This is a genomic window from Comamonadaceae bacterium OTU4NAUVB1, assembly GCA_024372625.1.
Taxonomy (GTDB): domain Bacteria; phylum Pseudomonadota; class Gammaproteobacteria; order Burkholderiales; family Burkholderiaceae_C; genus Variovorax.
In genome coordinates, this window is the sequence record CP099605.1 from 304,882 (window position 1) to 323,985 (window position 19,104).

General features: G+C 73.2%; 18 protein-coding genes. 9 read left to right on the plus strand and 9 right to left on the minus strand.

Features of this window, described 5'->3' with window-relative positions; genetic code table 11:
- Nucleotides 1–117: 117 nt before the first annotated feature.
- The 6 genes from NF681_04830 (at nt 118) to NF681_04855 (ending at nt 6,234) form a co-directional block, all read left to right on the plus strand.
- Nucleotides 118–771 (plus strand): thiol:disulfide interchange protein DsbA/DsbL, encoded by a 654-nt coding sequence (locus tag NF681_04830; protein UST55868.1) that lies wholly within the window; start codon nt 118–120, stop codon nt 769–771.
- 396 nt (nt 772–1,167) lie between these two features.
- On the plus strand, nt 1,168–1,806 hold the full coding sequence (gene lptA / locus NF681_04835) for a lipopolysaccharide transport periplasmic protein LptA (GenBank protein UST55869.1): 639 nt from the start codon (nt 1,168–1,170) through the stop codon (nt 1,804–1,806).
- Nucleotides 1,807–1,826: 20 nt separating this feature from the next.
- Nucleotides 1,827–2,618, plus strand: a complete 792-nt coding sequence (gene lptB / locus NF681_04840; GenBank protein ID UST55870.1) for an LPS export ABC transporter ATP-binding protein — start codon at nt 1,827–1,829, stop codon at nt 2,616–2,618.
- A 199-nt stretch (nt 2,619–2,817) separates the two neighbouring features.
- Nucleotides 2,818–4,431 (plus strand): RNA polymerase factor sigma-54, encoded by a 1,614-nt coding sequence (gene rpoN / locus NF681_04845; protein UST54537.1) that lies wholly within the window; start codon nt 2,818–2,820, stop codon nt 4,429–4,431.
- 14 nt (nt 4,432–4,445) lie between these two features.
- Nucleotides 4,446–5,768 carry a THUMP domain-containing protein gene (locus tag NF681_04850; protein ID UST54538.1) on the plus strand — a complete coding sequence of 441 codons (1,323 nt, stop codon included), beginning with the start codon at nt 4,446–4,448 and terminating at the stop codon, nt 5,766–5,768.
- Between the two features lie 28 nt (nt 5,769–5,796).
- The gene (locus NF681_04855; GenBank protein UST55871.1) at nt 5,797–6,234 is read left to right on the plus strand and encodes a putative toxin-antitoxin system toxin component, PIN family; all 438 of its coding nucleotides are present in this window, start codon (nt 5,797–5,799) and stop codon (nt 6,232–6,234) included.
- 139 nt (nt 6,235–6,373) lie between these two features.
- On the opposite strand, the gene NF681_04860 is transcribed toward NF681_04855, so the two are convergent.
- Entirely contained in the window at nt 6,374–7,210 is an 837-nt protein-coding gene (locus NF681_04860) for a hypothetical protein (protein ID UST54539.1), read from the minus strand.
- A 44-nt stretch (nt 7,211–7,254) separates the two neighbouring features.
- Complete coding sequence (locus tag NF681_04865) at nt 7,255–9,111, minus strand: FMN-binding glutamate synthase family protein (protein ID UST54540.1); 1,857 nt, start codon at nt 9,109–9,111, stop codon at nt 7,255–7,257.
- On the opposite strand from NF681_04865, the gene NF681_04870 reads away from it, so the two are divergent.
- The 3 genes from NF681_04870 to NF681_04880 all read left to right on the plus strand — a co-directional run bounded on the left by NF681_04870 (nt 9,110) and on the right by NF681_04880 (nt 10,909).
- The gene (locus NF681_04870) at nt 9,110–9,949 is read left to right on the plus strand and encodes a UPF0149 family protein (GenBank protein UST54541.1); all 840 of its coding nucleotides are present in this window, start codon (nt 9,110–9,112) and stop codon (nt 9,947–9,949) included. The two genes, NF681_04865 and NF681_04870, sit on opposite strands and share 2 nt — an antisense overlap.
- Before the next feature lie 37 nt (nt 9,950–9,986).
- On the plus strand, nt 9,987–10,577 hold the full coding sequence (locus NF681_04875) for an NAD(P)H-dependent oxidoreductase (GenBank protein ID UST54542.1): 591 nt from the start codon (nt 9,987–9,989) through the stop codon (nt 10,575–10,577).
- Nucleotides 10,578–10,663: 86 nt separating this feature from the next.
- Nucleotides 10,664–10,909 carry a DUF1272 domain-containing protein gene (locus tag NF681_04880; GenBank protein UST54543.1) on the plus strand — a complete coding sequence of 82 codons (246 nt, stop codon included), beginning with the start codon at nt 10,664–10,666 and terminating at the stop codon, nt 10,907–10,909.
- Nucleotides 10,910–10,927: 18 nt separating this feature from the next.
- Here NF681_04880 and NF681_04885 read toward each other — a convergent pair whose 3' ends face one another.
- The 7 genes from NF681_04885 to NF681_04915 all read right to left on the minus strand — a co-directional run bounded on the left by NF681_04885 (nt 10,928) and on the right by NF681_04915 (nt 19,085).
- Entirely contained in the window at nt 10,928–12,304 is a 1,377-nt protein-coding gene (locus NF681_04885) for an HD-GYP domain-containing protein (GenBank protein UST54544.1), read from the minus strand.
- Nucleotides 12,305–12,410: 106 nt separating this feature from the next.
- Complete coding sequence (locus NF681_04890; GenBank protein UST54545.1) at nt 12,411–12,953, minus strand: nicotinamide-nucleotide amidohydrolase family protein; 543 nt, start codon at nt 12,951–12,953, stop codon at nt 12,411–12,413.
- Nucleotides 12,954–13,005: 52 nt separating this feature from the next.
- Entirely contained in the window at nt 13,006–13,563 is a 558-nt protein-coding gene (locus NF681_04895) for a phosphatidylglycerophosphatase A (protein UST54546.1), read from the minus strand.
- A 20-nt stretch (nt 13,564–13,583) separates the two neighbouring features.
- Nucleotides 13,584–14,552 (minus strand): thiamine-phosphate kinase, encoded by a 969-nt coding sequence (gene thiL / locus NF681_04900; protein UST55872.1) that lies wholly within the window; start codon nt 14,550–14,552, stop codon nt 13,584–13,586.
- 8 nt (nt 14,553–14,560) lie between these two features.
- Complete coding sequence (locus NF681_04905) at nt 14,561–15,748, minus strand: YbdK family carboxylate-amine ligase (GenBank protein UST54547.1); 1,188 nt, start codon at nt 15,746–15,748, stop codon at nt 14,561–14,563.
- The gene (locus NF681_04910) at nt 15,745–17,037 is read right to left on the minus strand and encodes a cation:proton antiporter (protein ID UST54548.1); all 1,293 of its coding nucleotides are present in this window, start codon (nt 17,035–17,037) and stop codon (nt 15,745–15,747) included. Before NF681_04910 ends, NF681_04905 begins: the two co-directional genes overlap by 4 nt.
- Nucleotides 17,034–19,085, minus strand: coding sequence for a site-specific recombinase (locus NF681_04915; protein ID UST54549.1), 2,052 nt, complete (start codon nt 19,083–19,085; stop codon nt 17,034–17,036). Before NF681_04915 ends, NF681_04910 begins: the two co-directional genes overlap by 4 nt.
- Nucleotides 19,086–19,104 lie beyond the last annotated feature (19 nt).

Here is a 19,104-nt window from a genome sequence, read left to right on the forward strand (position 1 = left end):
TGTCTTTATCGAACGCCGGGCCGTCCCGGCCGTCCTTCCAGGAACCGGAGCGACGCGGCGCGGGAACTCCCCGCCGGACTTCGGGCTCCTCTCTGCCCTACAGGAGAACCTTTGATGATGAAACGCCGTGATTTCTCGCTGACCGCCGTCTCGCTCGGACTGCTGCCCCTGGCCGCCGCGACCGGCGCCCACGCCCAGGGCGGCGCTCCCAAGGCCGGCACCGACTACCAGGTGCTGGGCAAGCGCGTGCCGACCGACGCCCCCGCCGGCAAGGTCGAGGTGGTCGAATTCTTCTCCTACAACTGTCCGCACTGCGCCGCCTTCGAGCCGCGCCTGGAGAGCTGGGTCAAGCAGCTGCCGGCCGACGTCGTCTTCCGGCGCATCCCGGTGCCGTTCGTCGGCACCGACACCGAGCCCAAGCAGCGGCTCTACTACACGCTCGAGGCGATGGGCAAGCTCGACGAACTCCACCTCAAGGTGTTCCAGGCCATCCACCAGCAGCGCCAGCCACTCTCGGGCGACGCCGGCATCACGGCGTGGATCGAGAAGCAGCCGGGCGTCGACGCGAAGAAGTTCAACGAACTGTTCAAGTCGTTCACGGTCGTGGGCAAGGCCAAGCGTGCCATGCAGCTGACCACCGACTACAAGGTCGAGGGCGTGCCGGCGCTGGGCGTGGCGGGGCGCTTCTATGTGGACGGCGGCACGGCCGGCTCGCTGGAGCGCGCGCTGCAGGTGACGGACGCGCTGATCGTCGAAGCCCGGAAGGGCTGATCGCCGGGGCGGCCACCCCGCACTGCGCACCGCCTCGCCACCCCTGTCCGGAAGGCCGAGCGCCGGGCGGTGGGCGCGATGGAAGGAGACGGCGGACGTGGCGCGAGCAGCGGAGGTGGCAGCGCGGTCGCCCCGACGTCCGGGTGACGACTTCGTGGGTCGCGCGCGTGAAAAGCGGCCCCGACCCGCATGCCATCCGGCCCGCCTCGGCGGGCTTCGTTCTGAGCGAGCCGATGCGCGGCATGGGCGCATACAATCTTCGAGCAAGTTTCGTGCCTTTGCGCCCGTGCGGTGCCGAGTCTCAGCTTCTTCCGTGCCTTCCCTGCATCCATGAACCTGCAATTAATGCTTTCCACTTCAAAACTGGCCCGTTCCGTCGCCGCGCTGGCCGTGTCGATGGGATTGGGGTTGCTGCTCGCGGGCCTGTCCGTGCCGGCATCGGCCGAGAAGGCCGATCGCACCAAGCCGATGAACATCGAGGCCGACGCCCTGCGCTATGACGACCTCAAGCAGACGAGCGTGTTCACCGGCAACGTGCTGGTGACCAAGGGCACCATCATCATCCGCGGCGCGCGCATCGACGTGCGCCAGGATCCGGAGGGCTACCAGTACGGCATCGTGACCGCCGCGCCGGGCAAACTGGCCTACTACAAACAGAAGCGCGACAGCGGCGCCGACGAATGGACCGAGGGCGAGTCCGAGGTGATCGAGTACGACAGCCGCGCCGACAATGTGAAGTTCATCCGCCGCGCCGTGATGCGTCGCCTGATCGGCAGCAAGGTCAACGACGAGACGACCGGCGCCATGATCATCTACGACCAGAGCAACGACACCTTCACCGTCAACGGTTCCTCGGTGCCGCCGGGCGCCAGCGTGGCGGCCGGCGCCCAGGGCGGCCGCGTGCGCGCCGTGCTGACGCCGCGCGCGGCGACCGAAGGCGCCGCCGGAACGCCGGCGCCGCCCGCGGCCCCGGCGGGTCGCGGCCTGCGGCCCAGCGGCACGCTCGGCGGCGGCAACGGGGCGCCCGCGCAGTGAACGCCATCGACGCCAACCTCGTGGGCGCCAGGGCGGCCCGCTCCGACGCCGGTGCGCCGGTCAGCCGGCTGGTCGCCCGTGGCCTGCAGAAGACCTACGGCAGCCGCAAGGTGGTGAAGGACGTCTCGCTGCAGGTGCAGAAGGGCGAGGTCGTCGGGCTGCTCGGCCCCAACGGCGCGGGCAAGACGACGTCGTTCTACATGATCGTGGGGCTGGTGCGCGCCGATGCCGGCGACATCAGCATCGACGGCCAGCCCATCGCCCACATGCCCATCCACAAGCGGGCGCGCATGGGCCTGAGCTACCTGCCCCAGGAGGCTTCGATCTTCCGCAAGCTCACCGTGCGCGAGAACGTGCGCGCCGTGCTGGAGCTGCAGGAGGAGCCCGACGCGCGCGGCCGGATGGCCCCGCTGTCGAAGCAGCGCATCGACGAGCGCCTGGAGGAACTGCTGGGCGACCTGCGCGTGGAGCACCTGCGCAACTCGCCCGCCCTGGCGCTGTCGGGCGGCGAGCGCCGGCGCGTGGAGATCGCGCGCGCGCTGGCCACGCAGCCGCGCTTCATCCTGCTGGACGAGCCCTTCGCCGGCATCGACCCGATCGCGGTGATCGAGATCCAGCGCATCGTGAGCTTCCTGAAGGAGCGCGGCATCGGCGTGCTGATCACCGACCACAACGTGCGCGAGACGCTGGGCATCTGCGATCACGCGTTCATCATCAGCGACGGCCATGTGCTGGCGCAGGGCACGCCGTCGGAGATCGTGGACAACGCGGAGGTGCGCCGGGTCTACCTGGGCGAGCACTTCAAGATGTAGGGACGGTCGTGCGCCTCCGGGCACCGGCGCGCCGGCGGCGCCCGATCCGCGGCGCTTGCGGCGCGGAAGGCTTCGGCCGGTGCCTCGCCTTCCCTCGCTTCCCACCTTTCTCCCTTTCTCCAATTCCTCGGCTCCTTCCTCAACGCATCGGCATCGATTTGATTCTCTCGACTCTTCCGGCCGCCCCGACCCCACGCCCGTGAAACAAGGCCTTTCCCTTCGCGTCTCGCAGCATCTGGCGCTCACGCCCCAGCTGCAGCAGTCGATCCGGCTGCTGCAGCTGTCGACGCTCGAACTCAGCCAGGAGGTCGAGCAGATGCTCGACGAGAACCCGTTCCTCGAACGCACGATCGAGGAGGCCGCGCGCGAGGAATTCGGCGTCGACGCGGCCGATGCGCCCGCGCGGCGCGACGACGGCGATGGCGACGGCCCCGATGCCGCCGACGCGTTCCTCGACGGCGCCGCGGCCACGGCGTCCGTCTCGACCACCAGCGCCGTGACCGAAGGCGACGCACCGGGCGCCGACGCCACCGATTCCACCGCCGCCGATGCCCAGCCCGACTGGGAGGGCGACGGCACCGTCGAGATGGCGCCCGACGACAGCGAATGGGGCGGCGACGCGCCGGCGCGCAACACGTCCTCCAGCGACGACGGCGAGCGCGCCGATGCGGCCGAACTCGCGCGCAGCCAGGAATCGCTGGCGGCCTTCCTGCACCGCCAGGCCCTGAGCCTGCGCCTGGGCGAGAACGACCGCGCCGCGCTGGCCTTCCTGATCGAATCGCTCGACGACGACGGCTACCTGGAGGACTCGCTGCCCGCGCTGGCCTCGGGCCTGGCGGGCGACGACAACGACGAGTTCGACGGTCTGGTGCATCACTTCCAGGTCGCGCTGGGGCTGCTGCAGAGCCTGGAGCCGGTGGGCGTGGGGGCGCGCGACCTGGGCGAGTGCCTGACGATCCAGCTGCGCGCGCTGGAGCGGCCGGACGAGACCGAGGCGGTGGCGCAGGTCCGCCGCGTCGCCATCGCCGTGTGCCGCCAGCCGATGGAACTGCTCGCGCGGCGTGACTTCAAGCGCCTGGCCACGCTGGTGCGCAGCAACGAGGAGACGGTGCGCGCCGCGCTGCAGCTGGTGGCCACGCTGGAGCCCAAGCCGGGCCGGCGCTTCGTCGACGTCGAGCGCAACATCGTCGTGCCCGACGTGATCGTCACGCGCACCGGCCGGGGCACCAACGTCAAGTTCCGCGTCGCGCTCAACCCGGACGTCATGCCGCGCCTGCGCGTGCACGACATCTACGCCGGCGCGCTGCGCCAGCACAAGGGCGAAGGCAGCCAGGCGCTGTCGCAGCGGCTGCAGGAGGCGCGCTGGTTCATCAAGAACATCCAGCAGCGCTTCGACACCATCCTGCGCGTGTCCAACGCCATCGTCGAGCGCCAGAAGAGCTTCTTCATCCACGGCGAGCTGGCCATGCGCCCCCTGGTGCTGCGCGAGATCGCCGACGAACTGGGCCTGCACGAGTCCACCATCAGCCGCGTGACCACCGCCAAGTACATGGCCACGCCCTACGGCACGGTCGAGCTGAAGTACTTCTTCGGCTCGGCGCTGGGCACCGAGACCGGCGGCAACGCCTCCAGCACGGCGGTGCGCGCCCTCATCCGGCAGTTCGTCGGTTCCGAGGACATCGGCAAGCCGCTGTCGGACAGCCAGATCTCCGAGATGCTCAAGGAGCAGGGCATCGAGTGCGCACGACGCACCGTGGCCAAGTACCGCGAGGCGCTGCGCATCGCGCCGGCCAACCTGCGCAAGGCGCTCTGAGGACGACCCCCACCATGAACCAGTTGCGACTCTTCCTGCCCTGCGCCGCCGGCGTCGAGGATTTCCTGGCCCGGGAGGTGCACCACCTCACCGGCCTGGCCGGCGACGACCTGATGTCCTCGCGCGGCGGCGTCTTCGTGCGCGGCTCCTGGCGCGACGCCATGGAGCTCAACCTGCACAGCCGGCTCGCCCAGCGCGTGCTGGTGGAGCTGGCGCACGGCGACTACCGCAGCGAGAACGACCTCTACGCCATCGCCGGCGGCGTCGCCTGGGAGATCTGGTTCACGCCCAGGCAGACGTTCAAGATCGAGACCACGGCGCAGCACAGTCCCCTCACGAGCCTGAACTTCGCCACCCTGCGCATCAAGGACGCCATCGCCGACCGCTTCCGCGCCAAGGCCGGCGGCGTGCGCCCGAGCATCGAGACGCAGTGGCCCGACTGCCGCGTCTTCGCCCACCTCACCACCGACACCTGCACGCTCTACATCGACACCTCCGGCGAGCCGCTGTTCAAGCGCGGCTGGCGCCAGGACAAGGGCGACGCGCCGCTCAAGGAGACGCTGGCCGCGGCGATGCTGGCGGCCAGCGGCTGGTGGGACCCGGAGACCGGCGCGGTGTCGGCCGCGCCCCTGTACGACCCGTGCTGCGGCAGCGGCACGATCGCCATCGAGGCGGCGCAGATCGCCCTCGGCCTGGCCGCGGGCGGACAGCGGCGCTTCGGCTTCGAGAAGCTGCTGCCGTTCCAGGCCCACGTCTGGGCGGCGCTGAAGGACGAGGCCGAGCGGTCCGCCGCCACGGCCGCCGCGTCGGCCGCCACGGTGCCGCCCGCCATCTTCGGCAGCGACGTCTCGCACCGCATGGTCGACTTCGCCCAGCGCAACGCCGAGCGCGCCGGGGTGGCCGCGTCGATCGATTTCCGGGGCGGCGACGCGCTGCAGCGCATGCCCCCGGCCGAGGGCGGCGTGATCATGCTCAACCCGCCCTACGGCGAGCGCATCGAGGTCGGCGGCGTGGCCGCGCGCGGTGCGCGCGGCGGCCCGGCCCGGATGCAGCGCGACGACGGCTTCGACGGCGAGGCGCCCGCGCCGCGCGCCGCCGGGCGCGAGCAGGCGCAGACCGAGGACGGCGGGGAGTTCTTCGCGCAGCTCGCGAGCCACTGGAAGAAGCACTACGCCGGCTGGACCGCCTGGATGCTCACGCCCGACCTGCAGTGCCCCAAGCGCATGCGCCTGAAGGAGTCGCGCCGCGTGCCGATGTGGAACGGGCCGATCGAGTGCCGTCTGTTCCGCTTCGACATGGTGGCGGGCTCGGCGCGGACGCCGCGTGGTCCGGACTGAGGCCGCCGCCGGTCGCGTGGGCGACGTCGTGGATGCCGGCGCGGCGGACGCGCCCGCCGCGCCCGTCGTCATCGACACCAACATCGCGCTCGACCTGCTGGTGTTCGACGATCCGTGCTGGGCGGGTCTGCGCGCCGCGCTGGCGGCGGGCGGGCTGCGCTGGATCGCCTCGCCGCCGATGCGCGTCGAACTCGCGCGCGTGCTGGGCTATCCGCTGATCGCGCGGCGACTCGCGCGCGACGCCCGTGCGCCGCAGGCCGTGCTGGCCGCCTTCGACGCCGCCGCGCACCTCGTCCACGCCGTGCCCGCGCGCGCGCCCTTCGTCTGCAAGGACACCGACGACCAGATGTTCATCGACCTCGCCGTCGCCCACCGCGCGCGGCTGCTGAGCAAGGACGGCGCGGTGCTGTCGATGCGCAAGCGGCTCGCGACCCTGGGCGTGGCAGTGGCGCCGGCCTTCGGCTGAGCGACGCAGCGCACGGGCGCGCGGGACCGGGACCGTCACCAGGCGTCTCGCCAGGTCCGCCGTGGCCGACCCCGGCGCCTGAACCGCGTCCAGCCACGCCTGGCGGCGCACCGCCTGAACCGCGTCCCGCCGGTCCGGCTCAGGCCTCGTCGCCGTGCCAGCGCGCCAGCAGCCGCGCGCAGGCGCGCACGCGCTGGGTGTCGCGGCCCCAGCGCCGTCCCTGGGGCAGGTGGCGCAACCAGCGCATGCGGCGCGCGGCGGCGGCGATGCGCGCGCGCACCGCGGCGTCGGCACCGGCGAGCGCGGCGTGCCAGTGGGCGCCGGCGGCCTGGGGCGTGGCGGCGCGCACCAGCATCGCCGTGGAGTGCAGGTAGCTCAGCCAGTCGCGCACCTGGCACTCGGCCAGGCCGAGCGTGGCGCGCGGGTCGTCCTCGAAGTCGATGTAGCCGATCACGCCGTCCGGGCACTGCACCAGGTTGCGGTCGAAGGCCTGGCTCAGGCAGGTGCCGCGCGCGTGGACGGCGGCGATGGCGTCGAGCCCGTCGCGCCACACCGTGAGCAGCGCGGCCGGGCCGGCGGCGGCGGCCTGGTCCAGGCGTTCCTGCAGGACCACCACCGTGGCGCGGCTCTCGCCCAGGTCCGACAGCAGCAGGCCGTCGTCCTGCTGCGCCAGCACGCGCGGCACGCGCAGGCCCAGGGCGCCGAGTTCGCGCAGGCGCCGCGCCTCGATGGCGATGGCGGCCTGGCCGCCGGGGTTGGGCACCGGGCGCAGGACGTCCAGCCGCAGCGTCGCGGCGATGAAGCCCAGCACGCGGTAGCGCCAGGCGCCGTGGCGCGGTCCGGCCTTCTTCAGCCAGACCCGCTCGCCGTCGAAGCGATGGCTGGCCACGGCCAGGGGCTGCCGGGGCAGCGTCGCGCGCAGGAAGCCCGCGTAGTCGCCGGGTGCCTGGCTGGTGGCGGGCGGGAGTCCGGGCATGGCGCGATCCGGTGCGGCGGCGCGGGCGCGGCGTCGGAAGGGGTTCATGCGATGGCGGCGAGCCCGGTGGGCGGGGCGGCGGCGTAGGCGGCCGGATCGACGGCCTGGAAGCTGTGCGCGCTCGCCAGCGGCCAGTAGTTGCGGAACACCGTGTGCTGGTCGTCCAGCGGACCGAGCAGGGCACCGGGCTTCACCTGCATCACCAGGTTGCTCAGCAGCCGCACCTCCGTCGCCGAGATGCGCCGCACGATGTGGTGGGCGGTGATCTGCCGCGGGTGCGCGAGGCCGGCGGCCTGCACCAGTTCCTGCAGCGCGTGCAGCGTGGAGCGGTGGAAGTTGCGCACCCGCTCGGCCTTGTCGGGCACCACCAGCGCCTGCTGGCGCACCGGGTCCTGCGTGGTCACGCCGGTCGGGCAGAAGCCGGTGTGGCAGGTCTGCGCCTGGATGCAGCCCAGCGCCATCATGAAGCCGCGTCCGGCATTGCACCAGTCCGCGCCCAGCGCCATCACGCGCGCCAGGTCGAAGGCGGTGATCACCTTGCCGGCGCAGCCGATGGCGATGCGATCGCGCAGGTGGGTGCCCACGAGCGTGTTGTGCACCAGCAGCAGGCCCTCCTGCATCGGCACGCCGACGTGGTCGATGAACTCGACCGGCGCCGCGCCGGTGCCGCCCTCGGCGCCGTCGACGACGATGAAGTCGGGGGTGATGCCGGTCGCCTGCATCGCCTTGACCATGGCGAACCACTCCCAGGGGTGGCCCAGGCAGAACTTGAAGCCGGTGGGCTTGCCGCCGGAGAGCCGGCGCAGCCGCTCGATGAAATGCATCATCTCCACCGGCGTGGAGAAGGCGCTGTGGCCGGCCGGCGAGATGCAGTCCACGCCCTCGGGTACGCCGCGCGCCTGGGCGATCTCGGCGGTCACCTTCGGGCCGGGCAGCACGCCGCCGTGGCCCGGCTTGGCGCCCTGGCTGAGCTTGATCTCGATCATCTTCACCTGCGGATCGCGCGCGTTCTCCGCGAAGCGCGTCTCGCTGAAGCGGCCGTCGTCGTCGCGGCAGCCGAAGTAGCCCGAGCCGATCTCCCAGATCAGGTCGCCGCCGTGGACGCGGTGGTGGCGCGAGATCGAGCCCTCGCCCGTGTCGTGCGCGAAGCCGCCGAGCTTCGCGCCCTTGTTCAGCGCCAGCACGGCGTTGGCCGAGAGCGAGCCGAAGCTCATCGCCGAGATGTTGAACACGCTGGCCTCGTAGGGCCGGGTGCAGCCGGTGCCGGGCGCGGCGCCGGGCGCCGGCACGCCGCCGATGACGATGCGGAAGTCGTGGCCGTCCAGGCGGCTCGGCTGGACCGAATGGTTGATCCACTCGTAGCCGGTCTCGCCGACGTCGAGCTGGGTGCCGAAGGGCCGGTTGTCCGGCTCGCCCTTGGCGCGCTGGTAGACCAGCGAGCGCTGCGCGCGCGAGAACGGCGCCGCCTCGCGGTCGCTCTCGATGAAGTACTGGCGCAGTTCGGGGCGGACGTACTCCAGCAGGAAGCGCAGGTGGCCGACCACGGGGTAGTTGCGCAGGACGGCGTGGCGCGGCTGGCGCAGGTCGCGCAGGCCCAGCACGGTCAGCGCGCCGGCGACCGCCGCCAGCGCGGTCCAGCCGGGCGCCGGGAGCGAGGGCAGCGCCAGCGCGACGCCACCCAGGCCGGCCGCGAAGCCGGCCGCGCACAGCGCGAGGACGGTGTAGCGGACCGGAAAGGGTGAAAAAGTGGGTGCGGGAATGATCGGTCTCCGGGAGCCTGCTGCATCATAGAGGGCCGGTTTCGCCGGTCGCCCGCGCCGCGCCGCCCGGCGGCCGGCCGTCGCCCCGACTTCCTTCCATCCCCTGGCGCGTCCCGCGCCGACCCCGCCCGCCTTCGCCATGACCACGCCCGCTCCCGACCTGCCTTCCGACGCGCCCGACGAATCGCCTGCCCCCGGCGGCGCCGTGACCCCGACGACGTCGTCCGCCCTCACCGGCGACAAGCCGCTCGGCCCCGAGGATTTCGACCTCCTCGACGGCCTGCTCGACACCCTGCGCGAGCACGACGACGAAGTCCCCCAGTGGGAGTTCTGCGAGGGCTTCATGGCCGCGCTGATCTGCTCGCGCCGCCCGGTGCCGCCGGCCGAGTATTTCCCGATGATCTTCGGCGAGGACTTCGTCGCCGCGCGCAACATGGAGCTGGTGTGGCACTGGAAGCGCCGCTGGCAGGAGATCGAGACCGCGCTCGACGCCGCCGTGGAGGCGCTCGACGACGACCGCGCCTACCAGCCCGAGGTGCTCGACACGCGCGGCGCCATCGCCTCGCTGCCCGAGGCCGAGCGCGCCGAGGTCGCGGGCGAGGCCATCCCGTCGTTCGCGCAGGTGTGGGCCCTGGGCTTCATGTTCGCCGTCGAGAACTGGCCCGAGGACTGGGCCGCGCCGCGCGACAAGGAGGCCGCCGGCATGCTCGACGACGCGCTCGACGCCATCGTCGCGCTGACCGAGGACGACACCGGCAAGCCCGAGGTCTCGATGTTCAGCGAGGACGGCCCGCCCAGCGTCAGCCAGCGCCGGCTCGACGAATTCGGCAAGGCGATCTGGGCCGTCTACGACCTGCGCCAGCTCTGGAAGAGCATGGGCCCGCGCCAGGAGACGATCCGCAGGGAAGCCACGCCCGGGCGCAACGACCCCTGTCCCTGCGGCAGCGGCAAGAAGTTCAAGAAGTGCCACGGCGCCTGAGCGGCGCCTCCCATCCCATCCCCGAGGAGCGACGACCATGGCCGACAAGGTGCTGGTGTTCTACGGCTCGTACCGGCGCGACCGCCAGGGCATCCGCCTGGCCGACTACGTCGTCGCCGGCCTCAAGGCGCGCGGCGCCGAGGCCGAACTGATCGACGCGCGGGCCGTCGGCCTGCCGCTGCTCGACCGCATGTACAAGGAGTACCCGCCGGGCGAGGCCCCGGCGGCGATGGAGACGCTGGCCGGCAAGCTGCGCGCCGCCGACGCCTTCGTCTTCGTCACCGGCGAATACAACTGGGGCCCGCAGCCCGGCCTGAAGAACCTGACCGACCACTTCCTGGAGGAGTGGTTCTGGCGCCCGGCGGCCATCGCGAGCTACTCGGCCGGCCGCTTCTCCGGCGTGCGCGCGGGCGCGGCCTGGCACCCGATCCTCTCGGAGATGGGCATGGTGGTGGTCTCCAGCACCCTGGCCGTCGGCCCGATCGCGCAGACGCTCGACGAGCAGGCGAAGCCGCTGGGCAAGCCCGGCGAATCGCTCGACCGCGCCTTCGGCCGCTTCGCCGACGACCTCGCCTGGTGGACCGAGGCGGCGCGCGCGCAGCGCGCGCGCCGCGCCCCGCCGTACTGACGCGCGCCCCGCGCGAACGCCGGCCCCGGGTTCGCGCCATTGCCCATTCCTCATTGCCCATTGCCTGGAAGACCGGAGTCCCCGCCATGCTTCAGATGCGCCCGGGTTGCGAGTGCTGCGACCGCGACCTGCCCCCCGACACCGCGGACGCGCGGATCTGCACGTTCGAATGCACCTTCTGCAGCGACTGCGCCATGCGCCGCCTGGGCGGCACCTGCCCCAACTGCGGCGGCGAGCTGCTGGCGCGGCCGCGCCGCCCGGCGGGCCGGCTGGCGGCCGCGCCGGCCTCGACCGAGCGGGTGTTCAGGCCCGGGGGCTGCGCGGCGGCCTGAGGCCGGCCGGCCGCGGCCTCACGCCCGCGCTACCACCCGCTTCAGCGCCTCGAAACACACCGGGTCGATGGCCGTGCCGACGCTCTCGGCCATGATCTCCAGCGTGCCCGCCACGGGGATCGCGCCGCGGTAGGGGCGGTCGGCGGAGATGGCGTCGAAGATGTCGGCGGTGGTGATGATGCGGGTCTCCAGCGAGATCAGGTCGGCGCCGATGCCGCGCGGGTAGCCCTTGCCGTCGAGCCGCTCGTGGTGCGCCGCGGCGATGCGCGCCAGCTCCTCGAAGGCGCCGATGCGCGAGAGGATGGCCTCGGTGTGCTGCGCGTGCCGCTGCACCGACACCCATTCCTCCTGGTCGAGCTTGGCCGGCTTGTCGAGCACCGAATTGCTCACGCCCAGCTTGCCGACGTCGTGCAGCAGGGCGCCCCGGCGCAGCCAGCGACGCCGCTCGGGGGCCATGCCCAGGTCGGCCGCGATGGCCTCCACGTAGTCGGCCACCCGCGCGCTGTGGCCGCTGGTGAACGGGCTCTTGCTGTCGACCACCTGGCCGAAGGCCTCGGCGATGTCGTCGAGGTAGTCCTCGTCGAGCACCACGCGGCCCGACCCGGGCTCCATCGCGAAGACCATCGCCTCGACGCCCGGGGAGGCCAGGTGGCGCCAGAACGCCGGGTCCAGCGCGACGCGCTCGAAGGCCTTGACCAGCGCCGGATCGAACCAGCCGCCGGCGCGCCGCCGGGCTTCCTGCAGGGCGGCATCGGCGTTGCCGGCGGTGTGGAAGACGTCGATCACCTGCGACAGCAGCGCGATGCGCGCGTGCAGCGGGATGCGTTCGCCGGCCAGGCGCTGCGGCCGGCCGCCCCCGTCCCAGTGCTCGTCGAGGCTGGCGATGCCCTCGGCCACGGTTTCCCCGAAGCGCAGCTGGCGCGCGATGTCGGCGCCGCGCGTGCAGCGCGTCTGGATCAGCTCGTCGGCGATCTGCGGCCCGTTGCGCATGATGTTGACGATGCCGCGCAACCGGTCGGACAGCCCGGCCTTCAGCCCGGTGTGGCTGAAGACGAAGCTCAGCATCTGCGGCAGGCTGTCGCCCACGGCCTTGAAGTCGCGCTTGAAGCTCAGGTCGTCGGTCATGTAGAGCTCGCAGATGCGCGCGGCGTTGCTGCTGCAGCCCAGGTCCTTGAGCAGGATCGTGTAGTAGAGGTCGCGCAGCGTCGCCTCGTCCAGCCCGAGCTGGCGGCCGATGTGCATGCCGATCCAGCAGGCGCGCACGCAGTGGCCGCGCGGCTGGCCCTCCGTGATGTCCAGCGCGTGGCTGAGCGAGCCGATGAGTTCGGACAGGCGCAGGCCGGCGACGGCCGGGCCCGGGATCGGCGCCGCGTTCTGGTAGTGGGATGGCTTCATGGAAGGCTTATCGGCAGGTTCGGCGCGCGACTTGAAGCGGCCGACGGCGTTGAATGCCAAAACCTGCACGGCGCAGCCGGCCGTCGCACCGGCCGGACCCGGCGGTTCAGGCGCCCGGCGGTGTCTCGAGCCAGCGCACCAGCGTGCGCAAGGCGTGCCGCACGGTGGCCCGGCGCACGGCGGCGCGGTCGCCCTCGAAGCGGCGGCGCTCGGTGCGCACCTCGCCGTCGAGCGCCCAGCCGAACCACACCGTGCCAACGGGCTTGTCGGCCGACCCGCCCGTGGGGCCGGCGACACCGGTCACGGCCACCGCGACCCGGGCCCGCGAGCGCGCGACGGCGCCCGCGGCCATGGCCCGCGCCACCGGCTCGCTGACGGCGCCGTGCGCGGCGATCGAGGCCGCGTCGACGCCCAGCATGTCGTGCTTGGCTTCGTTGGAGTAGGTGACGAAGCCGCGGTCGAACCAGGCGCTGGAGCCGGCCAGGTCGGTGCAGGCGCCGGCGATCAGGCCGCCGGTGCAGCTCTCGGCGGTCGCCAGCAGGCGGCCGTCGCGCCGCAGCGCCGCGGCCAGCCGCGCGGTCAGCGCCGCGAGGTCGTCGCCTTCATCGCCGTCGACGGCGTCGCGGCCGTGCGGGGTGTCGTCGTTCATCGGGGACTTCGTCGGATCGGGGGGAGGGAAGGACCGGGCCGGGCGCCGCCGCTCAGACGAAGGCACGCCACAGCGCGATGACGAACAGCGTGCAGAAGGCCGCCACCAGGTCGTCGAACAGGATGCCCAGGCCGGCCGCGCTCCAGCGCACCCGGCCGGTCGGGTCGGGCTTGAAGAGCGCGTCGGCCCAGCCCACCGGGCCGGGCTTGGCGGCGTCGAAGTAGCGGAACAGCGCGAAGGCGGCGATCTGGCCCCACAGCCCGGTCGGGGCGATCAGCCACAGCACGATCCAGAAGGCGACGATCTCGTCCCAGACGATGCTGCCGGGATCGGCCACGCCCATGTGGCGCGCGGTCACGGTGCAGGCCCACCAGCCCACCGGCAGCGCCGCCAGGATCACCCAGCCCAGCGTCGCGTCCGACCACCCGAGGCTCTGCATCGCCAGGAACGCCACCCAGCCCCACAGCGTGCCGATGGTGCCGGGCGCGCGGCGCGCGAGGCCCGAGCCGAAGCCCAGCGCGATCCAGTGCGCCGGGTGCGTCCGCATGAAGGCGAAGGTGGGGCGGGCTGTGGACGGCGCGGCGGGGACACGGTCGGGCAGGGCGTTCATGGGCGGGTGGGCGGATGGCGTCACGCGAAGTGGTCGAAGGCGGTGAAGCGCTGCGCGACCGGGGCGCCGGCGGCGTCGACGATGCGCAGGCCGGGCTCGGCGTCGATGCGGCCGATGCGCGCGACCGGCGTGTCGGCATCGCGCCCGGCGCGTTCGACGGCGGCGCGGGCGGCGGCCGGGGCGGTGAACACCAGCTCGTAGTCGTCGCCCCCGGAGAGCGCGCACAGGCGCAGCAGGTCGGTGTCCAGGCCCGCGTCGGCGCCCGGCGCGCCCAGCGCCACCCGCGCGGCGGCGGCGTCGGCGTCGAGCGTGGCGCCGACGCCGCTGGCCTCCAGGAGGTGGCGCAGGTCACCGACCAGGCCGTCGCTGACGTCGAGCGCCGCCGTGGCGACGCGGCGCAGGGCCAGCCCCAGCGCCACGCGCGGCGTGGGCGTCTCCATGCGCCGGCGCGCCAGCGCGAAGGCGGCCGCCGGCAGGTCCAGCGTGCCGCGGAACACCTCCAGCGCCAGCCGGGCGTCGCCCAGCGTGCCGCTGACCCAGACGTCGTCCCCCGCGCGCGCGCCCGAGCGCAGCAGCGCCGCGCCGGGCGGCACCTCGCCGAAGACGGTGATGCAGACATTGAGCGGGCCGCGCGTGGTGTCGCCGCCGACCAGTTCGCAGCCGTGCGCGTCGGCCAGGGCGAAGAGGCCGCGCGAGAAGCCCTCGAGCCAGTCCTCGTCGACCGCCGGCAGCGCCAGCGCCAGGGTGAAGGCCAGCGGCCTCGCGCCGCAGGCGGCCAGGTCGCTCAGGTTGACCGCCAGCGCCTTGTGGCCCAGGCGCGCCGGCGCGACGGTCGACAGGAAGTGACGCCCCTCCACCAGCATGTCCGAGGAGACCGCCAGCTGCATCCCCGGCGCCGGCGCCAGCAGGGCGCAGTCGTCGCCCACGCCCAGGGGCGAGCGCGTGGCGGGGCGCCTGAAGTAGCGCGCGATGAGGCCGAACTCGCCCAGCGCGCCCGTCATGCGCCGCCTCCGCGAAAGCGCAGCGCCGCCTGGCGCACCACCTCCGGCAGCATCTTCTCGCGCGCCTGCCGCTCGCGCAGCCAGCGCGCGTCGTTGTGGCCGCGCTCGACGTCGGTGCGCAGGCTTGCGATGGCGCGCGTGGCGTTGAGCGCCTCGCTGTGCCATTCGAGCTCGGTCATGGTCATCAGGATGTGGTCGCGCAGCGGCATGTGGTCGCCGGTGGCCGGGTCGACGTAGACCGCGTCGAGCCCGAAGCGGCAGGCCTGGAAGCGGTTGTAGGTGTAGACGAGGTAGTCGTCCTCGGTCGGCACGAAGGGCTGTTCCTGCAGGAACCACGCGCCCAGCGACTGCACGTAGCCGGCCAGCGCGGCGGCGCGCTCCACCGTGAGCGGGGTGTCGAAGACGCGGATCTCGATGGTGCCGAACTCCGGCTTGGGCCGGATGTCCCAGTAGAAGTCCTTCATGCTGGTGACCACGCCGGTGCGGGTCATGCGCTCGAAGTAGTTGCCGAATTCGTCCCAGCTCAGGGTGAAGGGCGCGCGGCCCGACAGCGGGAAGGCGAACACCGAATTCAGCCGCGCCGAGTCGAACTGCGTGTCCTGCCCCTGCACGTAGGGGCTGGAGGCCGACAGCGCGATGAAGTGCGGGATGTAGCGGCTCATGCGGTGCAGCATCAGGAGCGCCGCGTCGGCGTCGGGGCAGCCGATGTGCACGTGCTGGCCGAAGATGGTGAACTGCTTGGAGAGGTAGCCGTAGAGCTCGGAGAGCTGGCGAAAGCGCGGCTTGTCGTAGATGCGCTGCTCGTGCCACTGCTGGAAGGCGTGCGTGCCACCGCCGAGCACGGCGATGTTGAGCCGGTCGGCGTTCCTGACCAGCGCGTCCCGGATGGGCGTGAGCTGGTCGATCACGTCCTGCGCCGAGTGGCACACGTCCGTCGAGATCTCGATCATGCTGGAGGTCATCTCCGGCACCACGCTGCCGGGCAGCGGCGTCTCGGCCATCAGGCGCAGCATGTCCTCTGCATAGGGCGCGAGGTCGTAGTCGTGCGTGTTGACCAGCTGCAGTTCCAGCTCCACGCCCAGCGACAGCGCGCGCGAGTCGTTGAAGGGTTCGAGCGCGACGGTGCGGTCGGCGCGCGCCGGCAGCGGGCGTGCCTGGGGGGAGTCCAGCGGCTGCGTGCTCATCGCCGGGTCTCCCGGTCGTCGTCGTCGGCCGCGAACGTCATGAAGGCCTCGGGTCGCCAGGGCCGCGAACTCTCGCCGCAGGCGTGGACCGCCACCGTCGCCAGCACCGCGCCGAGCATCTCCATCACCAGGATCGTCGGCAGCGCGATCTGCGTGATCATGGCGCCCAGCAGCGGCGAGGCGGTGGAGAAGTTCGACGCGATCAGCAGCGCGATCGAGGACAGCGGCGACATCGCGCAGCCGACCCAGAAGGCCTGCTTCCAGCTCGCGCCGCTGCCCGGATTGGCGATGGCGACGCCGGCGATCTTGGCCAGCGCGCGCACGCCGATGAGCGCCATCACCACGCCGGCGACCGGCACGCTCCAGTCGCCCTGCGCCGCGACGATGGACACCAGCACGAACATCAGCATGGTCAGCAGCGACGCCGCCGTGCCCAGCTGGCGCTGCCACGCCCACGGCTTGGGATTGAGCTGCTTGAGCAGGATGCCGCCGATGAGGGCCGCCAGCGCGGCCGCGCCCCCCAGGTGCGCCGCCACCGCCGCGCCCGCGCCGATGATCGCCAGCAGCAGGATGGCGGTGTTCTCGCTGGTCGGGCTCATCACGCGCAGCGCCGAGCGCAGCGCCAGCGCCATCAGCGCGCCCACCACGAACGACAGGCCCAGCACCACCAGCACCGGGTGCAGCCGGCCCATCAGGCCCTCGGGGCCGCGCTCGAGCAGGCCGGCCTGCGCGTAGCCCAGCGCCAGCGCGTAGAAGGTGTTGAGCGCGGCCAGCGTCATGGCGCGCTCGGTCATGGGGCCGGAGGCGCGCGTGTCCATGACCACGCGGCCGAGCACCGCCGGCGAGGCGACGATGGCCATCAGCGCCACCGGGTTGGCCACCGGGTCGGGCACGCCCATCGCGTGCAGGGTCCAGAAGACCGCGAAGTAGGTCAGGGCCGATTCGAGCAGGCTCTGCAGCAGCACGCGCGGGTTGTGGCGGAACCAGCGCAGCGGCAGCCGCCCGCCGGCCTCGAACAGCACGATCGCCACGCCCAGCTCCAGCAGGAACAGCGGGATGCCCTGCAGCGGCCACACCGCGCCCTCGAAGCCGGCCAGGCCGACGGCCGTGCCGACCATCGAGTAGCCCACCACCTTGGGCAGCCCGAGGTAGCGCTGCACCAGGTGGCCGGCGGCGGCGGCGGCGGCCAGCAGCAGCGCCCACAGCACGGTCGGCAGCCCGGCCGAGGGCCGCAGCCATTCGGCCCAGAAGCCCAGCAGGTCGGCCGGCAGGAGCGAGGACGGGTTCATCGGCCGGCTCCCACGGGCAGGAAGAAGCTGGTCGCGCGGCGGCGCCAGCGCGCGAGGATGGCCGCCCGGATGAGCACGCGGTCGGCGCGGCTGACGCTGTGCGCGCGCAGCGCCAGCCGGAAGGCGCAGTAGAAGCTCACGCCGACGTTGAGCGCGCCGATCGCGGGGATCGCGGCCACCGCCCACCACAGCGCGGGCAGGTGCAGCGCGGACGGCCCGATCGACGCGGCGGCGGCGGCGATCTGCCCGGCCGACAGCGTGACGTGGCGCACGTCCAGTCCGAGCCCGAAGAAGGCGGCGAAGGCCGGCGCGAGGCCCAGCATGAAGCCCAGCGAGATGTTGGAGGCGAAACCCGAGACGTGCGTGCGCATGAAGCCGGCCCAGCGCCGCGCGCGCCGCGCGCCGAGCACGGCGCCGATGCGCGGGTTGTGGCGCAGGGCCGAGTCCAGCCGGTGCAGCACGAAGGCGTTCTCGGTCCAGCCCGCCACGATGCTGGCGGCGAACAGCAGCACGCCGGTGAAGGCGGCGTAGATCGCCGTCGGCCCGGCCAGGGACAGCGAGGCCAGCACCGCCCGGGCGTGGGCGTCGTCGAGCACCGGATGGTCGAGCACCGTGCGCGCGAGCACGGCCACCCCCAGCAGCACCGGCACCACCACGCCGAGGTTGCCCAGCACCGCCGCCACCTGCGATCGCACCAGGTGCGCGACCTCGTCGACGAAGGCCTCGACGCCGCCCTGGTCCCTGAGGCGGTGCAGCCGCGCGGCCATGGCCGGCGCCGTCATGGCCGGCTGCTTGGTGGCCAGCGTGAGGTGCAGCAGCTGGATCGTCACGAAGCTCGCCGCGTACATCGCCCCGGCCCAGAAGCCGCCCCAGAAGGCCGACAGGCCGACCGCCACGATGGCGAACTTCATCAGCACCGTGACCCCGGTGAGCGCGCCGCCGCCGGCGGCCTGGCGCAGCATGCGCAGGTAGGCCGCCCGGTCGCGCGTGATGTAGTGCTCGCCGGCCTCGGCGCTGCGCTCGGTCACCTTGGCCGCCAGCAGCGACGAGTTGGTGGCGATCAGCCCGCGGATCGAGCTGCGCTCGCCACCCGCGGTCACCAGCCGGCCCACCAGCCGCGCCACGCTCGGCGCCGGAGCCGGCGACAGCACGCAGTCGAGCAGCTCGCGGATGCGCAGCACGCGCTCGCGCAGTTCGCGCAGGCGGAACACCAGCCCCACCGAGATGCCGTTGTCCTCCAGGTGCGCGTAGACCGACGCGGTCGCGAGGCGGCAGTCGTCGAGCCGGTCGCGGAACGCGACGAAGGCGGTCTGCAGCGCGGCCGGGTCGGACGGCGCGCGCAGGACCTCCTCGCGCAGACCGTCCAGGGTGCTCATCAGCGTGCGGAAGGCCCGCGCGCGCGAGGGTTGCGCCACGCCGTCCGGCCCGGTGGGCGCGACCGGGCCCATGCGCAGCCGCAGTTCCGGCGAGAAGCCGGCCGCCACCACCTGGCTCGCGCAATAGGTGACGGCGTCCATGACCGTGCGGCGCCAGTCGGCGCAGGGCACGCCGGCGCCGCTGGCGCCGGTCGGCGCCCCGGGGTCCGCCGCGGCCGTCTCCGCCAGCGCCAGCAGCCCGCCGATGCGCGCGAGCGTCGCCTCGTCGAGCAGCGCGATCCAGCGCGCGTCGAAGTCGCCGGGCAGCACCATGCGGAACAGGTCCGACGCATCGGTGGTCTCGGGCGTGCCGGGCAGGACCTTGCGGCGCAGCCGCTCGCCCAGCTCGCTGAGGAACGCGGTGCGCGGCGCGAAGCCGTGGTCCGCCAGCAGCGCCGTGAGGTCGACCGTGCGCGTGAACACCACCCACCAGTCGCGCGCCCGGGCGCGCAGGTCGGCCCTCGCCTCGATGGCGTCCACCAGCAGCACCGCGCGGCCCGCCGCCGCCTGCGGCGAGGCCCGGTCGCCGCGCACCCAGTCGAACATCCCGATCAGCCAGACGTGGCGCGTGGCCAGGTCCGCCGCCGGGTCGAGGCGGGCGAGCAGGGTCGACAGATCGCGCACGGCGGCCATGGCGGGGCGGAGGAGGGGA

Coding starts and splice junctions, on each gene's coding strand:
- NF681_04830 (UST55868.1), top strand. CDS start 118: ATGAAACGCCGTGATTTCTCGCTGACCGCCGTCTCGCTCGGACTGCTG.
- lptA (UST55869.1), top strand. CDS start 1,168: ATGGGATTGGGGTTGCTGCTCGCGGGCCTGTCCGTGCCGGCATCGGCC.
- NF681_04865 (UST54540.1), bottom strand. CDS start 9,111: ATGGCGAAGGCGGGCGGGGTCGGCGCGGGACGCGCCAGGGGATGGAAG.
- NF681_04850 (UST54538.1), top strand. CDS start 4,446: ATGAACCAGTTGCGACTCTTCCTGCCCTGCGCCGCCGGCGTCGAGGAT.
- NF681_04880 (UST54543.1), top strand. CDS start 10,664: ATGCTTCAGATGCGCCCGGGTTGCGAGTGCTGCGACCGCGACCTGCCC.
- NF681_04915 (UST54549.1), bottom strand. CDS start 19,085: ATGGCCGCCGTGCGCGATCTGTCGACCCTGCTCGCCCGCCTCGACCCG.
- NF681_04860 (UST54539.1), bottom strand. CDS start 7,210: ATGCCCGGACTCCCGCCCGCCACCAGCCAGGCACCCGGCGACTACGCG.
- NF681_04890 (UST54545.1), bottom strand. CDS start 12,953: ATGAACGACGACACCCCGCACGGCCGCGACGCCGTCGACGGCGATGAA.
- NF681_04870 (UST54541.1), top strand. CDS start 9,110: ATGACCACGCCCGCTCCCGACCTGCCTTCCGACGCGCCCGACGAATCG.
- NF681_04905 (UST54547.1), bottom strand. CDS start 15,748: ATGAGCACGCAGCCGCTGGACTCCCCCCAGGCACGCCCGCTGCCGGCG.
- NF681_04885 (UST54544.1), bottom strand. CDS start 12,304: ATGAAGCCATCCCACTACCAGAACGCGGCGCCGATCCCGGGCCCGGCC.
- NF681_04910 (UST54548.1), bottom strand. CDS start 17,037: ATGAACCCGTCCTCGCTCCTGCCGGCCGACCTGCTGGGCTTCTGGGCC.
- NF681_04895 (UST54546.1), bottom strand. CDS start 13,563: ATGAACGCCCTGCCCGACCGTGTCCCCGCCGCGCCGTCCACAGCCCGC.
- NF681_04875 (UST54542.1), top strand. CDS start 9,987: ATGGCCGACAAGGTGCTGGTGTTCTACGGCTCGTACCGGCGCGACCGC.